Source organism: Pseudomonas bohemica (assembly GCF_002934685.1).
Taxonomy (GTDB): Bacteria; Pseudomonadota; Gammaproteobacteria; order Pseudomonadales; family Pseudomonadaceae; genus Aquipseudomonas; species Aquipseudomonas bohemica.
Genome location: NZ_NKHL01000118.1, coordinates 151,768 through 168,473, shown reverse-complemented (window position 1 = coordinate 168,473; position 16,706 = coordinate 151,768). Strand labels below are relative to the sequence as shown.

18 protein-coding genes are annotated in these 16,706 nt (G+C 61.7%); 11 read left to right on the top strand and 7 right to left on the bottom strand.

Annotated elements, in window-relative coordinates:
• The first annotated feature begins 93 nt into the window (after window positions 1-93).
• The 5 genes from CE491_RS23725 (at window position 94) to CE491_RS23705 (ending at window position 5,899) form a co-directional block, all read left to right on the top strand.
• Window positions 94-1,086, top strand: coding sequence for an ABC transporter substrate-binding protein (locus CE491_RS23725; protein WP_234407667.1), 993 nt, complete (start codon window positions 94-96; stop codon window positions 1,084-1,086).
• Complete coding sequence (locus CE491_RS23720; protein ID WP_199885231.1) at window positions 1,079-2,803, top strand: FAD-dependent oxidoreductase; 1,725 nt, start codon at window positions 1,079-1,081, stop codon at window positions 2,801-2,803. Before CE491_RS23725 ends, CE491_RS23720 begins: the two co-directional genes overlap by 8 nt.
• Before the next feature lie 25 nt (window positions 2,804-2,828).
• Window positions 2,829-3,215, top strand: a complete 387-nt coding sequence (locus CE491_RS23715; protein WP_110950763.1) for a 2Fe-2S iron-sulfur cluster-binding protein — start codon at window positions 2,829-2,831, stop codon at window positions 3,213-3,215.
• Between the two features lie 102 nt (window positions 3,216-3,317).
• The gene (locus CE491_RS23710; RefSeq protein WP_110950762.1) at window positions 3,318-4,382 is read left to right on the top strand and encodes an ABC transporter substrate-binding protein; all 1,065 of its coding nucleotides are present in this window, start codon (window positions 3,318-3,320) and stop codon (window positions 4,380-4,382) included.
• A 191-nt stretch (window positions 4,383-4,573) separates the two neighbouring features.
• Window positions 4,574-5,899: an LLM class flavin-dependent oxidoreductase gene (locus CE491_RS23705; protein WP_110950761.1), complete on the top strand. Its 1,326-nt coding sequence runs from the start codon at window positions 4,574-4,576 to the stop codon at window positions 5,897-5,899.
• On the opposite strand, the gene CE491_RS23700 is transcribed toward CE491_RS23705, so the two are convergent.
• The gene (locus tag CE491_RS23700) at window positions 5,892-6,824 is read right to left on the bottom strand and encodes an AraC family transcriptional regulator (RefSeq protein ID WP_110950760.1); all 933 of its coding nucleotides are present in this window, start codon (window positions 6,822-6,824) and stop codon (window positions 5,892-5,894) included. The genes CE491_RS23705 and CE491_RS23700 overlap by 8 nt on opposite strands.
• Before the next feature lie 101 nt (window positions 6,825-6,925).
• Here CE491_RS23700 and CE491_RS23695 point away from each other — a divergent pair, with 101 nt between their 5' ends.
• From CE491_RS23695 to CE491_RS23675, 5 genes are all read left to right on the top strand, one after another.
• Complete coding sequence (locus CE491_RS23695) at window positions 6,926-7,486, top strand: carboxymuconolactone decarboxylase family protein (RefSeq protein ID WP_407681366.1); 561 nt, start codon at window positions 6,926-6,928, stop codon at window positions 7,484-7,486.
• A 62-nt stretch (window positions 7,487-7,548) separates the two neighbouring features.
• Window positions 7,549-8,619: an acyl-CoA dehydrogenase family protein gene (locus CE491_RS23690; protein ID WP_110950758.1), complete on the top strand. Its 1,071-nt coding sequence runs from the start codon at window positions 7,549-7,551 to the stop codon at window positions 8,617-8,619.
• Window positions 8,616-9,458 (top strand): ABC transporter ATP-binding protein, encoded by an 843-nt coding sequence (locus CE491_RS23685; protein ID WP_110950757.1) that lies wholly within the window; start codon window positions 8,616-8,618, stop codon window positions 9,456-9,458. Before CE491_RS23690 ends, CE491_RS23685 begins: the two co-directional genes overlap by 4 nt.
• Window positions 9,424-10,623 (top strand): ABC transporter substrate-binding protein, encoded by a 1,200-nt coding sequence (locus CE491_RS23680; protein ID WP_110950756.1) that lies wholly within the window; start codon window positions 9,424-9,426, stop codon window positions 10,621-10,623. The genes CE491_RS23685 and CE491_RS23680 overlap by 35 nt, the downstream gene beginning before the upstream one ends.
• Window positions 10,623-11,384, top strand: coding sequence for an ABC transporter permease (locus CE491_RS23675; protein ID WP_110950755.1), 762 nt, complete (start codon window positions 10,623-10,625; stop codon window positions 11,382-11,384). Before CE491_RS23680 ends, CE491_RS23675 begins: the two co-directional genes overlap by 1 nt.
• A 52-nt stretch (window positions 11,385-11,436) precedes the next feature.
• Here the strand turns inward: CE491_RS23675 and CE491_RS23670 are convergent, their stop codons facing one another.
• The 5 genes from CE491_RS23670 to CE491_RS30425 form a co-directional block, all read right to left on the bottom strand.
• Window positions 11,437-12,273, bottom strand: coding sequence for a CmcJ/NvfI family oxidoreductase (locus CE491_RS23670; protein ID WP_110950754.1), 837 nt, complete (start codon window positions 12,271-12,273; stop codon window positions 11,437-11,439).
• Window positions 12,274-12,303: 30 nt separating this feature from the next.
• Entirely contained in the window at window positions 12,304-13,041 is a 738-nt protein-coding gene (locus CE491_RS23665) for an SDR family NAD(P)-dependent oxidoreductase (RefSeq protein WP_110950753.1), read from the bottom strand.
• 375 nt (window positions 13,042-13,416) lie between these two features.
• The gene (locus CE491_RS30430; protein WP_199885241.1) at window positions 13,417-13,944 is read right to left on the bottom strand and encodes a hypothetical protein; all 528 of its coding nucleotides are present in this window, start codon (window positions 13,942-13,944) and stop codon (window positions 13,417-13,419) included.
• A 101-nt stretch (window positions 13,945-14,045) separates the two neighbouring features.
• Window positions 14,046-14,684, bottom strand: a complete 639-nt coding sequence (locus tag CE491_RS23655; protein WP_110950752.1) for a helix-turn-helix domain-containing protein — start codon at window positions 14,682-14,684, stop codon at window positions 14,046-14,048.
• A gap of 4 nt (window positions 14,685-14,688) precedes the next feature.
• Window positions 14,689-14,853: a hypothetical protein gene (locus CE491_RS30425; protein WP_199885230.1), complete on the bottom strand. Its 165-nt coding sequence runs from the start codon at window positions 14,851-14,853 to the stop codon at window positions 14,689-14,691.
• Window positions 14,854-15,113: 260 nt separating this feature from the next.
• On the opposite strand from CE491_RS30425, the gene CE491_RS23650 reads away from it, so the two are divergent.
• On the top strand, window positions 15,114-15,665 hold the full coding sequence (locus CE491_RS23650) for a GNAT family N-acetyltransferase (protein WP_110950751.1): 552 nt from the start codon (window positions 15,114-15,116) through the stop codon (window positions 15,663-15,665).
• Window positions 15,666-15,688: 23 nt separating this feature from the next.
• Here the strand turns inward: CE491_RS23650 and CE491_RS23645 are convergent, their stop codons facing one another.
• Window positions 15,689-16,699, bottom strand: coding sequence for a zinc-dependent alcohol dehydrogenase family protein (locus tag CE491_RS23645; protein WP_110950750.1), 1,011 nt, complete (start codon window positions 16,697-16,699; stop codon window positions 15,689-15,691).
• Window positions 16,700-16,706: the final 7 nt, after the last annotated feature.

The following is a 16,706-nucleotide window of genomic DNA, read 5'->3' as shown; positions in this document are numbered from 1 at the left end:
TCCGCCATTAGTGAAGTTTACTGTTGTCGCGCCACGCCGGCATACGCGTGTTGCTGCAATCGTTAATCCCCCTTTATGTTAATGGCCTGTCCGATGCCTGATCTAAATCTCTGGTACACCCGTTGCCCAACCCCGACGCCGCTCGGATTCGCCGTGAAACTCGGCTACCTGGAGGCTGCACTGGCGCAGCATTCGGTGGGTATTCAGTCACTGCAAAGCTCGCCGGATGAGAAAGTCCGCGCCAGCCATTTCGATCATTCGCAACCCTGGTCCTTTCGCCAGGGCGGCAACATTCCGCCGATCCATGCCCGCGCCAATGGCCGTGACACCCGGCTGGTCGGCATTACCTGGATCGACGAATTCCAGGCGGTGATCACGCTGCCGTCGTCGGGCATCAGCAGCGTCACGCAACTGGTTGGCAGGCGCCTCGGCCTGCCTCGTCAGCCGCCGGGAATCATCGACTTTCAACGGGCCACCGCGCTCAAGGGGTTGCTATCAACCCTTAAAGTTGCCGGTATTGCGCGAAAGGATGTGAACTTTGTCGATGTCATTACGCAGGCCCCGCAGTTGGGCGTGACAACCCCTGGCTATCCGGCGCAGCTGAAACGTCGCTTGCCCTATGCCGCGGAGTTCACCCAGCTGATCCAGGGAAATATCGACGCTTTCTTCGTCAAGGGCGCCGAAGGGCTGAGTGTCGCCCACCAGTTCGGTGCAGTGATTCTCAGCGAGACCGGCAGCCACGGCGACGCCGCGATTCGCATCAACAATGGTACGCCGCGCCTGTTGACCGTCGACGGCACCTTGGCTAAAGAGCGGCCGGATCTGCTGCGCTTGTTGCTGGATTCGGTGCATCGGGCTGGCGAGTGGGCGGCGCAGAATCCCGACCTGACCCAGCGTTTCGTCGCTCAGGAAATCGGCGTCTCCGAGGAAGCGGTGCAAGGCGCGTTTGGCCCTGATCTGCATCTGAAATTCACCACCCAACTCGACGCCCCGGGTCTGGATGCAATCAACTCGTTCAAGAACTTCCTGCTCAGGGAAGGCTTCATCGATAACGACTTTTCCATCGAGGACTGGCTGCATGTCTGAGTCGTCATCGGCCTGGGACGTCATCGTACTGGGCGGCGGAGCGGCAGGTCTGGTCGCTGCGTTTCACGCACGTCAGGCAGGCGCGTCGGTGCTGGTGGTCAACAAGGGACTGGTGGGTCGCAGCGGCGCCACCATTACCTCCGGCGGCGGGGTTTCCATTGCCGGGCAGAGCTTGCGGGCGCTGGGCCTGGAAGCCGATGCCAGCGATACCGAAGAGCGTTTTCTGCAGGACACCATCGTGGCCGGCTCCTGGCTGAATGACCAGCAACTGGTCGAGAGCATGGTCACCGGTGTTGGTGAAGAGGTTGGACGGCTGGTCGATTGGGGCATCAAATTCACCATCAACCGACGTGCGCCCGGCCACAGCAGCGGACGCGGCATCCACGTCAGTGGCGTTGACATGCAGCGCGCGCTGACGCGCATCGCGGTTCAGGCAGGCGTCAGTTTTCGCGAGGATTTCCAGTCCACACAGCTGCTGCGGCGCGGTGCCGAGGTGGTCGGCGTACTCGGGCTGGATCGCCGCACAGGGGCGGTGGACAGCCTCTACGGCCACAGCACGGTCATCGCCACCGGTGGCGCCACCTCCAATTGGAGCCTACGCACCGCGCCGGAAGAACTGTCCGGTGAAGGACAGCGCATGGCGGTAGAGGCGGGTGCGACGTTGATCGATATGGAAATGACCCAGTTTTTGCCCTGCTGCCTGGCCGCTCCGGCGATCTGGCGAGGCTTACAGTTCCCATGGATTCTCGGGCCACAGAGCGGCGTGCATGCCTGGTTGATGAACCGCTTCGGCGAACGCTTCATGGCGCGCTGGGACCCGACGCGCATGGAGCTGGCGACCCGCGACATGGTCTCGGCCGCCTGCGCCACGGAAGTCTACGAAGGCCGCGGCAGCCCCAACGGTGGGGTGTACCTGTCGTGGAAACATTTGCCCAACGACATCATCGATCACTTCCCCAGCATGTCGCGCAACATCAGCGCCGATTGGCAGTGGGAAGGCTTCGACATGACCCCGCTGGTGGAGCGAATCAAGCAGGGCTACGCCATCGAGGTCGCACCGGCCGCCCATTTTTCCCTGGGTGGCGTGCGCGTCGACAGGGGCACCCATACCGGCGTGCCAGGCTTGTTTGCCTGCGGCGAGGCCACCGGCGCGATGCATGGTGCTAATCGTTTGTCCGGCAATGCGGGTGCGCAGGTGTTGGTACAGGGTCGCGTCGCCGGTCTGGCAGCGGCCCATGATGCCCGACAGCGCCGCGCCCGCGATCGCCTGGCCGACAACCACGGCGCGGCCTTCTCGGCGACGGTCGCGCCGTTTGAAAAACGTGATGGAATCGCCCCCTTCGAACTCAAGGAACAGCTCTCGCAACTGGCCGAAACCTCCCTCGGCCCGGTGCGGACTGCCGAGTCGATTGCCCAGGCGCAAACCGCGCTGGCGGATCTGAAAAACAGCGCGCTCCCGCAATTGGCCTGTCGCACCCGCGACCTGATGTGGAACCGGGACTGGAGCGACGCGCTGGAGTGCCAGGCGGCGTTCACGGTGCTGGAATCCGCCTTGCTCGGCGCGGCGGGGCGTGAGCATTCCATCGGGGCGCATCAGCGTCACGATCACAAGGCGACCTACAGCGGACCGTTGACCCATTCGTTGATCCGCTTCGACGCAGGCAAGTTGGTGCGGCACACGACCCCCGTGGCCTTTCCGTTTCTGGCGCGGCCATGAACAGCTTATTTTCCCGGAGTTTTGCATGCTGATGCACCTGACGCTGTTTCGTGACGGCGAACTTCGCCCGCTGGATATCCAGCTGCCGCCCCCTGCCGGCCTTGGCCTGGGCATCGACAGTTGGGAGGGCGCGTCGGTCAGTACCGCGCTGCAATACGCACAGCGGGTGTTCGAACCTAATCTGGGCTACTCGCTGTCGTGTCGCCGCGGGCTGTGCAAGCTGTGTGCGATGCGCATCGACGGCGAGGTCAAGCTGGCCTGTACGGTGCCGCTGCACGACGGCATTCGCATCGAACCGGCCAAGCCCAAACTGGCCCTGCACGACACCGTGGTCGAGCTGAGTCTGGTGCGGGAAAAACCGAAGAGGATCAAGCCCGGCAGGACCCTCGAACAGACCGCTCAGCCGCAGTGAGGCTTTTTTCTCACAGCGCGTAACGCTTGATAACAACCACCTGACTGCCTGTCGGGCTTGCACTCATTCAATCGCCCAGCGAACTCATTCAGGAGTCTGATCATGTCTGAAGCACTGCTCAAACAACCGCAAGCCGTCAACGCTGCAGCTGCGACCACGATCTGGTACACCCGCTGCCCGGTGCCGACCACCTCCGGCATCGCCCAGCACAAGCACTGGTTGCAAAACGAATTCGCCCGGCACGGCGTCACCCTCGATTCGATCCGCGCCTCCCAGGACCGTGCCGTGCGTGAGTCGCACTTTCGCCACAGCCTTGCCGGCAGCTTTCGCGAAGGTGGCAACGTTCCGCCGATTTGGGCCCGCGCCCAGGGGCAGGACACGGTGGTCGTCGGTATCACCTGGGTGGATGAGGAACAGCTGGTGTTCGTGCGTGGCGACAGCGATATCAAGACGGTCGCAGACCTGCGCGGGCGCAAACTCGGGGTGGTGCGCAAGGCCGCTGGCGACCTGGTGGACGTCGGTCGCGCCGAAGGCCTGCGCGGTTTGCTGACTGCGCTGCATCTGGGTGGCGTGCCGCGGGACAGCGTTGAATTCGTCGACATCGCCGCGCCGGAATGGGACCTCAAGGAGGTCTCGAAAACCCGCGAGGACCATCACGCCATCCCGACCCTGGCCCTGCTCAACGGCACCGTGGATGCGATCTTCATCAAGGGCTCGGGCAGCGCGCGGGCCCTGGCTCAGGGGCTGCGGCCGATCATCAACCTCAATGAACAGGAAGACCCCCTGCTGCGGCTGAGCGCGGGTTCGCCGCGGCCGATCACGGTGGATCGGCAGACGCTGAAGGACTCGCCCGAGATCGTCGCCCGCTACCTTGCCGTGCTGTTGAAGACCTACGAATGGGCCAAGGATCACCCCCAGGAAGTGGTCGACACCATCGCCGCCGAAACCGCAACCGACGCCGACAGCGTACGGCTGGCCTTCGGCAACCAGCTGCATCTGTCGTTCGAGCCCAAGCTGTCCGAGATTTACGTCGAAGGACTGCGCCGCCAGAAAGACTTCCTGCTGGCCGAAGGTTTCATCGACCAGGATTTCGATGTCGATAGTTGGATCGATCCCGCGCCGTTGGAAAAGGCCTGGGCGTTGAAAGATGAGATCGTGCTCGGCTGAACTCCCAGCGACGCTCCTGTAACAGCCCGACTTGCCGGCGGTAGCGATCTCAGCTCCGTCAGCGCCGGCAAGCCATGCTGCTGTAGGGGGGCTAGTGGCGATCAAAAAAGCATAAGCCAGTCCATCAGGTTATTGGACCGCAACCCGGCCAACCGCCGATGCTGTCGGTTTATCGACGACCGGATCGCCTGATGACCACACAACGCCAACTCAAACTCGGCGCGTTCATGCGCCCTGTGAGTATCCATACCGGCGCCTGGCGCTACCCAAACGCCTGGCGCGATGCCAATTTCAACTTCGCCCACCTCAAACGCCTCGCCCAAACCCTGGAGCGGGCGCGGTTCGACGCGTTCTTCATGGCCGACCACCTGGCCATGCTCAACATGCCGATCGAAGCGCTGAAGCGCAGTCATACGGCGACGTCGTTTGAGCCGTTCACTTTGCTATCGGCGCTGAGCCAGGCCACCGAACACATCGGTCTGGTGGCCACGGCGTCGACCACGTTCGACGAACCGTTCCATATCGCCCGCCGTTTCGCCTCGCTGGACCACCTGAGCAACGGCCGGGCAGGCTGGAACATCGTCACCACTTCAAATCCCGATGCGGCGCTGAACTTCGGGCTGCAGGAGCATCTGGCCCACGACCAGCGCTACGCACGCGCCAGGGAGTTCTACGATGTGGTCACCGGGCTATGGGACAGCTGGGCGGATGACGCCTTTATTCGCGATGCCGAAAGCGGCGTGTACTTCGACCCCGACAAGCTACACACCCTCGATCACAAGGGTGAGTACCTGTCGGTGCGCGGTCCGTTGCATATCGCCCGCCCCGTGCAGGGCTGGCCGGTGATCGTTCAGGCCGGGGCCTCGGAGCCAGGCCGTCAGCTGGCGGCGGAGACGGCAGAGGTTATCTTCGTTGCGCCGGGGACGCTGGAGGACGGTCGGGAATTCTACGCCGACGTCAAAGGCCGCATGGCGCGCATCGGCCGCAATCCGGAGCACCTGAAGATATTGCCGGGCGCGTTCGTGGTCGTAGGCGATACGGTTGACGAGGCCAAACGGATTCGTGCCCACCTCGACAGCCTGGTGCATGAGCAAAGCGCGATTGCCTCGCTGTCGGTTGCTCTGGGCGTGGACGCCAGCCAGTTCGATCCGGACGGCTTCCTGCCCTCGATCCCGCAGACTAACGCCAGCCGCAGCTCTCAGGAGCGGGTTCTGGCCCTTGCCGACCGCGAGCAACTGACGGTTCGGCAACTGGCGCAACGCCTGGGTGGTTACGCGGGGCTTTCGTTCGTCGGCACGGCACAGACCATTGCCGACGAGATGCAGGAGTGGCTGGAGACCGGTGGCAGCGACGGCTTCAACATCATGTTCCCGTGGCTGCCGGGCGGGCTGGATGACTTCGTCGACAAGGTGATTCCCGAGTTGCAGAATCGCGGGATTTTCCGGCGCGAATACGAGGGCAAGACCTTGCGGGAGAACCTGGGTTTACCGAGACCGGCGAACCGGTTTTTCAGCTGACCACACGCAGTGCGTAGCGCCTGTCGTGCTGCTTGCGATAGGCGCCCGGTTGCACACCTTCCGCCTTGGTGAACGCGCGGGTAAACGCGGAAACCGATTGATAACCCACGGCGTTGGCGACGTGCTCCACGGTCTGGTTGGCCTTGAGCAGGCGTGCGGCATGACGCATGCGCAGCGCGAGCAGGACATTGCCTGGCGACTGGCCTGCAATTTCGTTGAAGCGCTTGAAGAAGGCCGAGCGCGACAGGCCAGTGTAGGAGGCCATGCTTTCCAGCGTCCAGGCCTGTTCGGGGTGTTCGATCAAATGCTGCAACAGCGCAGCGAACAACGGCTGCCGGGCCAGTGCCACCAGCCCGCCGAGGGCCGGGTTTCCCCCGACCTGCTGACGCAGCACATACAGAAACAGCAAATGGCTCAGCCGTTCCAGCAACGAGGAAGACGGCCCTGACTCACGCTGGCACTCCTGCAGAATCAGTTCGAACAAGCTGCGCGCCGCGCTCGACGAGGGTTCGTCGGCACGCAGAATGATAAAGTCGGGCAGGGCGTCGACGATCAGTGCCGACAGCCCCGAGTGAAAGTGGAAGAAACCGCAGACCAGTCCCACGCCGTCGTTGGCCGAGTTGTCGAGCGCTTGCATTGCCGTGCGTGGCTGCCGTTGTGCCGCATCCGCGTCGGCCTCGCTGGACAAGCGATATGGCAAGTCACGCAGCAAGAATACGGCATCCCCCGTTTCCAGCTTCTGCGGCATCTGGTGGCCGTCGAAGTGCAGCCAGCATTGTCCTCGCACCAGCACATGAAAGCTGGAACGCGCCATCCCCTGTGTGCTGGCGTGCCAGCCGCCGCAGTATCGGCCGACGTGGAAAACGCTGGCATCGAGTTCGAGACTTTCTAATAACCAATCGACAAGGGGGCTGGATGAATTCATCTAAGGGAAACACTCAGGAGCAAGTAATCGCTACTTTAGAATATGGATCGAAATTTTTATAACCAACACACTTTCCGGACCCCAACCTACAGGAGTCCATCATGTCTCGCGTTACTGTGCAAACGCTGCAAAGCGCACCCGAGGCCGCCCGGCCCTTCCTGGAAAACGCTCTCAAGGCTAACGGTTACCTGCCCAACCTGCTTGGCGTGCTGGCCAATGCCCCGGCCGCGCTGGAAACCTACCTGACCGTGTCGGCTCTCAACGGCAAGGCTGAGCTAAGTCTGGGTGAAAGGGAAGTGGTGCAACTGATCGCAGCGACTCACCACGGCTGTTCTTTCTGCGTGGCGGGTCATACGGCGGTCGGCTTGAACAAGGCGCGTTTGTCGCAAGAGGTGGTCGACGCACTGCGCGCCGGCACTCAGTTGCCTGACGCCAGACTCGAAGCGCTGGCCGATTTCGCCCGCGAAGTGATCGCCACACGCGGCGACGTCTCCGACACTATCTACGAGGCGTTCCAGGCTGCAGGTTTCAGCGAAAGCAATGCGTTGGAGGTCATCCTCGGCGTCAGCCTGGCCACCCTGTGCAACTTCGCCAACGTATTTGCCCGGACCTCCCTGAATCCTGAACTTGAAAAGTACCACTGGCAGCGTCCCGCGCAGTAAGCCAGCCGCTCTATAAAACAGTGAGCTGCGTGCCAGCTGTTCAACAGATAAGGAGATAACCCATGGTCGACGCGGCACTTGGCGCCTGGCTTGATGCTCATGCTCAGGCACTGGATCTCGGCGATTGTGATCCGCACTCGGTGCTGTCCCAGTTGGCCGGCGCAAACCTGCTGCGCGTTGGCATCGATCCGTCGCAGGGCGGTTCCGGGGGCACCCTTGCCGACGCGGTGGATACGGTGGCGGGCGTCGCGAGCCATTCGGTGACCGCAGCCTTTGTTCTCTGGGGCCAGCGCGCTTTCATTGAGTATCTGCTGCACAGCCCCAACGTCCGGCTGCGCGCGCGTTTGCTGCCGGATTTGCTGGACGGGTCGCTGGCGGGCGCGACCGGGCTTTCCAACGCCATGAAATTCCTCTCGGGGATCGAGTCATTGCAGGTTCGCGCCACCGAAGCGCAGGATGGCTGGTCGTTTGCCGGACGCCTGCACTGGGTAACCAATCTGCGCAAGGAAGGCTTCGTCGTCGCGGCGGCCATTGAGGCAGCAGCCGGTTCCCAACCGTTCATCATGGCGATCCCTTCCCATGCCAAGGGGCTCGAGCGCTCGGAGGACTTGCAACTGATGGGGCTGCAGTCGAGCAATACCGCAGCGCTTGATTTCAACGAGGTCCGGCTCGGTCGCGATTGGCTCCTGCATCACGACGCACGGCAATTTCTGCCAGCCGTGCGCCCGGCTTTCCTTGGCCTGCAGTGTGGCCTGTCGATCGGCCTGGCGCGGCGTGCGCTGGAGCAGGTCAAGGCTCACCTTGAAGGCACACGTTCGGTGTTGAACGCTGAGTATGATGAACAGCGCGAGCTTCTGGAGTCGGTGGTCAACGAACTCAAGGTGGGACTGCTCGAAGGACGGTTTCTGACCCAGGCCGCTGCGTTGTTTCGCCTGCGCATTGCCTTGGCGGACGCCGTTGCCAGTGCTGTGCAACTGGAGCTGCAGGCGAGCGGTGGCAAGGCGTTTCTCAGCGATCACGGCAGTGCATTCGCCAGACGCTGGCGGGAGTCGGCGTTCATCCCGATCGTCACGCCAAGCCTTGTGCAGTTGCGCGCGGAGTTGCAGCGTCAGGCAAGGGAATCTGTCGCATGAGCGCGTTACTGAGCGCCAGCGGCATCAGTCTGGGTTACGAGCGCGAGAGTGGTTGGCAGAGTGTGCTGGAGGGCTTCGACCTGCAGGTTCAGCCAGGCGAAGTCGTGTCTATTCTCGGGCCTAGCGGTGTGGGCAAATCGAGTCTGCTGCGAGTGCTCGCCGGGTTGCAGCGCGCCGATCAAGGCGAGGTCCGGGTGCAAGGCGAGCAGCTTGCCGGGGCGCACCCTCGGGTGGCCGTGGCGTTCCAGGACCCTAGCCTGTTGCCGTGGATGACCCTGGAAAAGAACGTCGCATTCGGTCTGGATTTCGCCAGTCAGCCCACACTGAGTGCCGCCGAACGCCAGCACCGGGTCGATCAAGCTATCGCCGAAGTCGGGCTGAACCACGCCCGGACCCATCGCCCGGCGCAGCTTTCCGGTGGCATGGCGCAGCGTACGGCGCTGGCCCGCTGTCTGGCCCGCCAGCCTCTGGTCCTGTTACTGGACGAACCCTTTGGCGCCCTGGACGAAGTCACTCGCGCCGACATGCAGGACCTGCTGCTCGAGGTGACCGCCCGGCATGACACTGCCGCCGTGCTGATCACCCACGACATCGACGAAGCCTTGCTGCTCTCCAACCGTATCCTGCTACTGGGCGATACCCCGGCGCGCACGGTGGGTGAGTGGCACATCGATTTGCCTCGGCCGCGCGCCGAGCTGGTCGAGGAGTTGGGCGCGTTGCGTGTCGAGATTCTGAAAACCCTTCGGCGGGTGAGCCGCAAACCACATCTCGGAACCGAATCGCTCGCATTGCCGGAGAATGCCCATGTGCCTGGACGACTTCACTCACACTCGTCGTGACTTTCTGAAACTGAGCGCCATGCTCACCGCGGCTGGCGCCTTGCCGTTGCTCAATAGTTTGCAGGCGCGGGCTGCCGCTGAGCCCGACGCGCCGGTGCGCATCGGTTACTTGCCGATCACCGATGCCACACCGCTGCTGGTGGCGCACAACAATGGCCTGTTCGAAGCCGAGGGCATTCAGGCCGAGCGCCCGGTGCTGTTGCGCAGTTGGGCGCAGGTGATCGAGGCGTTCCTCTCCGGGCAGGTCAACGTGATTCATCTGCTGTCGCCGATGACTGTCTGGGCACGTTATGGCAGCAAAGTCCCGGCCAAAGTAGTGGCCTGGAACCACGTGGGAGGTTCGGGGCTGACCGTCGGGCCAGAGATTGAAGACGTCAAGCAACTGGGCGGGCAGTCCATCGCGATCCCGTTCTGGTATTCGATTCACAACGTGGTGGTGCAGCAGTTATTGCGCGACAACGGGCTGACGCCTGTGCGCAAACCGGCGAACGCGCAACTGGCGGCCAACGAGGTCAATCTCCTGGTGCTGCCGCCTTCGGACATGCCGCCGGCGCTGGCCGGCAAGCGTATCGCCGGGTACATCGTCGCCGAGCCGTTCAATGCGCTGGCCGAAGACCTCAAGGTCGGTCGCGTGCAGCGCTTTACTGGAGACATCTGGCGCAACCACGCGTGCTGCGTGGTGTTCATGCACGAGCACGATCTGAACAATCGTCCCGAGTGGTCGCAGAAGGTGGTCAACGCCATCGTCAAAGCGCAGGTCTGGACGCGGGATAACCGCGCCGAAGCGGCCAGGCTGTTATCCAGAGAGGGCAGCAACCGCTACACGCCGCATGCTCAAAGCGTGCTCGAACGGGTGCTGTCGCCGGCCGCCAGCGAGCGTGACGGTTATCTGGCCAGCGGCGCCATTGTGCACGGGCAATGGGACGAGCATCGCATCGATTTTCAGCCGTACCCGTTTCCCAGTTACACAGTGGAACTGGTGCGGCGCTTGAAAAATACCTTGATCGAGGGCGACCAGGCCTTTCTCGCCAGCCTCGATCCGCAACAGGTCGCCGGTGATCTGGTGGACGATCGTTTTGTGCGCAACAGCATAGCTGCCGTCGGCGGCTTGAAGACGTTCGGTCTGGCCGACAGCTTCCAGCGCAACGAGGAGTACAGCGTTTGATGCAGTCAGAAAAAAACACGCTGCGCCACTGGCAACTGGGTTTGGCAGGCTTGTTGTGCCTGATGGTTCTCTGGTGGCTGGGCATTCGTCTGTTTGGCGAGGCAACGGGCTTGTCGGCGCGGTTTTCGCCCCAGGCGACCTTTGTCAGCCTATGGAACCTGCTCGGCAGTTCCGATCTGTACGGCCACGTGCTGGTCAGCCTCAAGCGGATTATGGTGGGGCTGTTTCTGGCCTTGTTGATCGGCGTACCGCTGGGCCTGTTGATTGGCAGTTCTCGCAGCCTGGAAGCGGCGACCACGCCAGCCTTTCAATTCCTGCGCATGATTTCCCCGTTGTCGTGGATGCCGGTGGTGGTGATGCTGATGGGGGTGGGGGATCGGCCGATCTACTTTCTGCTGACCTTTGCTGCGGTATGGCCGATTCTGCTCAATACCGTAGCGGGCGTGAAGCAACTCGACCCGCGCTGGCTGCAACTAAGTCGTAGCCTGAGCGCGAGTCGTTGGGAGACCTTGTGCAAGGTCATTGTGCCGGGCGTGCTCGGCCATGTGCTGACCGGTGTACGGCTTTCGATCGGCATTCTGTGGATCGTGCTGGTGCCCTGCGAAATGCTAGGAGTCAGCGCGGGGCTGGGCTATTTCATTCTCGACACCCGCGATCGGCTGGCGTACTCGGAGCTGATGGCCCTGGTGCTGTTGATCGGTGTGCTGGGCTTCATGCTCGACGCCCTGGCGCGAGGCCTGCATCGACGCTGGGCGCATTGAGCGTACGTGGATGCCGCTGTTGTCTTGATAACAGCAGCGCCGCACGCTTCATTCATTCATCAAAAAACACCAGCGCGCGCAACTCGATACTGCGCCGTGGCGGCGCTCCCGGCGGTGTGGTCGGGTCATCGAAGGCAGTGTGGGCGCCGGCCCTGGCGGCGATGTCGGTTTTCGAGTCGTAGATCTTCAGCAGCAATGCTTCTTCCGGGCGCAGCTGTGGGTAGTAATACCAGCGGTGGTTCGAGTTGGGACGCACGGAAAAGGTTTCGCCGACCTTGTCGCGATACACCAGGTCGCTGGCAATGAAGTCGGCCGCCTCGATGGTGCTGGCGTCGCACAACGCCAGCGGCGTGGTGTAGATCGGGCCGCCAATCGGGCGCCAGAGGTTGATGATCGCGAACCGATTTTGCAGGCGCTGTTCAGCTTCCTCGGCTGGCAGATGATCGCGTACCCGGCGTATGGCCGAGCGTTCGGTCTGGTCGTTATGCACGTAGCGCACCGGCTCACGAAGGCCCGTCGCTTCCCGGCCAGGCTCATCGATGCGGATGGTGTGGTCGAAAATCACGGTCTTCACGGCTCCCGTGGACGAGCGCAGCAGGGCATCGGCCTCTGCGTAGTAGAGCTGCACGACCTGTGCTTCATCTTCCAGATTGGCCACGGCGCTGGCGGATTCAACGCGCTGGAATCCCTGGGCATCCAGCAGCGGCGGCGTCGCCAGCAAGCGCGCGTTGTGAATGTCGACGCGGGTCGGTTGCAGGGTGCCGGTGCGCTGTGGCTGACCCTCGGGTTGCGGCCAGGTGTAATTGACCGGGCGCACGCCGTCGTCGCGCAGATAGTTGAGCTCGCCGACTACAGACGTCGGCCCTGGATTTGGCTGATGAATGCCCATGTGAAAGTCCTCCAATGTAGATGAAGCGTTTCAGAACGGCTCTTTGAACGGCCGCAGATCAAGCTCTTGTGTCCAGGCACTGCGCGGTTGCGAGTGCAGGTACCAGTAGGCGTCAGCGATGTCTTCAAGGGCCAGGGTGCCGTCCTCGCCCAACTGTTCGAGGCGTTGCGGGGCGTGACTGCGAACCCGTTCGCCGTTGATGCTGCCGTCGATGACCACATGCGCCACATGCACCTTCTGCGGACCGAATTCACGGGCGAACGACTGACTCAGTGAGCGCAACCCGGCCTTGGCTGCAGCAAAGGCAGCGAAGGGAGGCTTGCCGCGTAGAGAAGCCGTCGCACCCGTGAACAGCAGCGTGCCGCCGCCTGCTTCAAGCAGCAGACGTGTCGATTCCCTGGCAAAGATGAAACCGCCCAGCGTCGATGCTCGCCAGGTCCGTTCGAACAGTTCGGTACTCAGTTCAAGGCTGGGGGCCGATACCGAGTTCCCGACATTGAAGATCGCCACCCGCAGTGGTCCCCATTCACGAATTTTGCCGATCGCGGCCAGCGTGTCTGCTTCAATGCTGGCGTCGGCGGGCACGGCGATGGCCTCACCTCCCTGAGCCTGGATGCTGCGCACCACGGCCTCGAGCTTGTCGAGGCTGCGACCACTGACGGCCACTTTGAATCCGCCTCTGGCGAAGCGGCGGGCGAGGGCGGCGCCAAGCCCTTCCACTGCGCCAACACCGCTGACCCAGACCACTTCTTTGCTGTTTGAAGACATGGAATTCACTCGCAAGCAAAACAGGAATTCACTGTACCTGCGGTGATTGAGTCGCCAATAGACTTTGGAGCGCTATTGATATAGCCGAGAATTAGCTTTAACCGCTATTGGCTACAAAAAGAATCGCGCCGGGTTAGAACGTTTATTTCCTAAACGATGGATCCTATTCCTGAATTGAATATCCATAGCGTCCAATAACGCGCTTCGTCGTGTAAATCCGACGTTATAACGACGTTTAAAGCTGGATAACAGCGATCAGCACTGCCGTTATCTATCAAAAACCGGTCCAGCGACCATTTCTGCTGCTGGGCCGACGTCTTGTACGAATGCCATCGGCGCATAGAATTGGCCCAAGAGTTTCAACATTACTGTCGATTACGGAGATTCGAAAATGATGAACGCCACGCAAATGCCAATGAATACCGCCATGCCGATGATGCCAATGATGGGCATGCCGATGATGATGGCGACCATGAAGTGCGAAATGATGTCCGATGCCATGATGTGCACCATGACGCCAGCCGCTGGCATGGACATGGCGATGTTCAAGAACAACGCCGAAATGATGGCAATGATGATGAACTGCGGCATGCCGATGATGATGCATTGCGGCAACATGTCGATGATGTGCATGTCCGAAGATGGCATGGCGATGATGAATATGATGTCGACCATGAACATGCCGATGATGATGCCGATGGGCATGCCCATGCCCATGCCGATGATGAAGTGCATGATGGTCTGCACCATCGAGGCTGATTGCATGAAGTGCAAGATGATGCCAATGCCGGGCATGAGCATGGACATGATGAATAACTGCTGCACGTTGATGATGAAGATGATGAACGATTGTTCGATGCCGATGATGATGAGCTGCAACGGCATGCCGATGATGTGCTGCACTTGCTGATTTGAGGTTGTCGCGCGGTTGAGTGCGTGGCTTGGGTTGCGCAATGAAAGAGCCCTGATGTGCAAGCGTCGGGGCTTTTTTTTGGGCGTTCTTATCAGTCCAAAGGTTCGGGATAGGTGATCACCACGAACGCTACCGCTTCGCTGTCGGCGGGGTTGCGATAGCGATGGGGCTGGTCGGCATAGAACAGGATGGAGTCGCCGGTCGACAACAGATAGCGCTCTTCATTGACACTGACTTCCAGCACGCCCTGGGCAACCACGAGGTTTTCCTGAATGCCCGGGCCGTTGCCGTTGGACACTTCCTCACCCAGTCCCTTGAGGCGAATTTCGTAGAATTCCGATTGCCGCGCCATGTCGTAGGGGAACAGCGCACGACTGGAAAACGTGCCGTCGGCATTCACCAGCCGCTTGCTCTGTTGCGCCGGGAGGACCTCGACGCCTTCGAATGCGCGATTTTCCAGAAACGCCGCGACCGACACCTTCAGCCCCTTGGCTATCTTGCACAGCACCTTGATCGACGGCACGCTGCGCCCGGATTCGATCTGCGCGAGCATCGCACGGCTCACGCCGCAGTTTCGGGCCAGAGCATCGAGGGAAAGGTAGCGTTTACTGCGCAGCCGCTGCAGGTTTTGGGCAACGCGCTGGCCAATGGGGTCTTCTTCGGAGCCTGCTGCCTCTTTAGGGTCCGGCCCGGCCTCATCTTCATCGGAAACAGAGTGCAGAAAATTCATCGCTTCACGCCCGGCGAGTATCGCTGGACAGCATCGCGGTATGAGCAGTGAACGCCGCGAGCCCCGCGCGTGCTGCATACAGTTTCCACATCAATTCGGCGGCTGCCCGTGCCTGACGACGTTTGCGATGGAGGGTGAAATCAATGACGTTGGTTTCGGTAGGGCGCATGGGGCAGATCTCTATGCAGGCAACTGAATGAGCCCAGAGTAATGCGCAGCTCATATTTCCATAAATACTGAGTTTGCATTTGGTAATTCCATTTGGAGATTAGGACGTCGGGCGGGAGCGAATGCACGACGTTGATTAGAATTATCTACACGCCCTTCGGTAGCCCTGCCACGCCAAGGGGTAGAGGCCGGACCTGACATCGAGCGAGGGGCTCTGATACGATCCCACCGACTCTCAAAAGACCTGTCAGAGCAAACGCCATGGACTGCACGCCAACCTTGCATACCCCGCGCCTCTTGCTAACCCCCCTTCAAACCTCCGACTCCGCCACCATCCAGCAACTCTTCCCCCATTGGGAGGTGGTGCGGTATCTCGACAGTCGGGTGCCCTGGCCGTATCCCGGCGATGGCGCCGAGCAGTACGTGCAGAACGTTGCCTTGCCGGCAATCATGGCGGGGAAGGAGTGGCACTGGATGATCAGGCTCGCCAAAACGCCCGAGCAGTGCATCGGCAGTATTAGCGTCTACGACGAGCCGGGGAATAACCGCGGCTTCTGGCTTTCGCCACCGTGGCAAGGGCAGGGCTTCATGCAGGAGGCGTGTGAGGTGATCAACCGGTTCTGGTTCGAGACCCTGGCACGTCCAGTCATGCAGGTGCCCAAGGCGGCGGGTAACGCCGCTTCCAAACGTGTGTCTGAGCGCGAGGGCATGCGCCTGATTGAGGTGAAAGAGGGCAGTTTCGTCAGTGGGCCGCTGGCCAAGGAGATCTGGGAGTTGCGCCGGGAGCACTGGCTGGGCCGATCCCGGCGCTAAGCGCCTTTTAATCAATGCGCGGCTCAGCGCACCCGAACCACCACCTTGCCGAAATGGCGAGCGGCTTTGAGATGGGCCAGCGCATCTCTGGCCTGGTCGAAGGCAAATACCTGATCGATGACCGGCTTGATCGCATTGCACGCCGTGGCGCGTACGCAGTCGGTCAGCGCGACCCGGTCGCCTACGCTGGTCGAGCGCAGGGAGGCGCCGCTGCCCATGATGTCGAAATAGGTCAGCGGCGGGCCGTTTTCACCGAGGAAACCCACCAGCACCACTTCACCGTCATACGCGACCGCTTTGAGTGACTGGCCGATGGTCGCCGGACCGCCGACTTCGACCACGCGCTGCACGCCCTGACCCTGGGTCATTTGCAGGACCTGCTCGTGCCATTGCGGCGTTTCGCGGTAATTGATGACTTCATCGGCGCCGAGGCCTTTCAGGCGTTGGGCTTTTTCCACCGAAGAGGTGGTGGCGATCACTCGGGCGCCCATGGCCTTGGCGTATTGCAGGGCGAACAGTGACACGCCGCCGGTGCCGAGGGTCAGGACGGTTTCGCCAGCCTTGATGGGTTGCTGCCCCGTCAAGGCAACCCACGCGGTAACCGCCGCGCAGGGCAGAGTCGCGCCTTGCTCGTAGGTCAGCGGCTCGGGGAGGGCGACGATGGCTTCCTGGCTCACGACCTTGTACTCGGTGAACCAGCCGTCGTGGCTGCGCCCGTAAACGCCGGAAAAACGATCCTTTATTTTGCCGCCACCGAACCAGCGCGGATGGAAGGCGCCGATGACGCGGTCACCGATCCTGAAATCGCTGACCCCTTCACCGACTTCGATCACCCGGCCAGCCCCGTCGCTGCCCGGAATCGGATGAGTCAGGGTGGGCTTGAGCAGGCGGCCCTCCATGAGCACAAGGTCGCGGTAATTGAGCGAGACGGCGTGGACTTCGATCAACACCTCGCCACGTTGCAGGGTCGGTATTGGCTCTTCGCAGAGCTTGAGTGCGTCAGGGCTGGCGCCATTGACTCGATAGCTTTTCATGGTGACC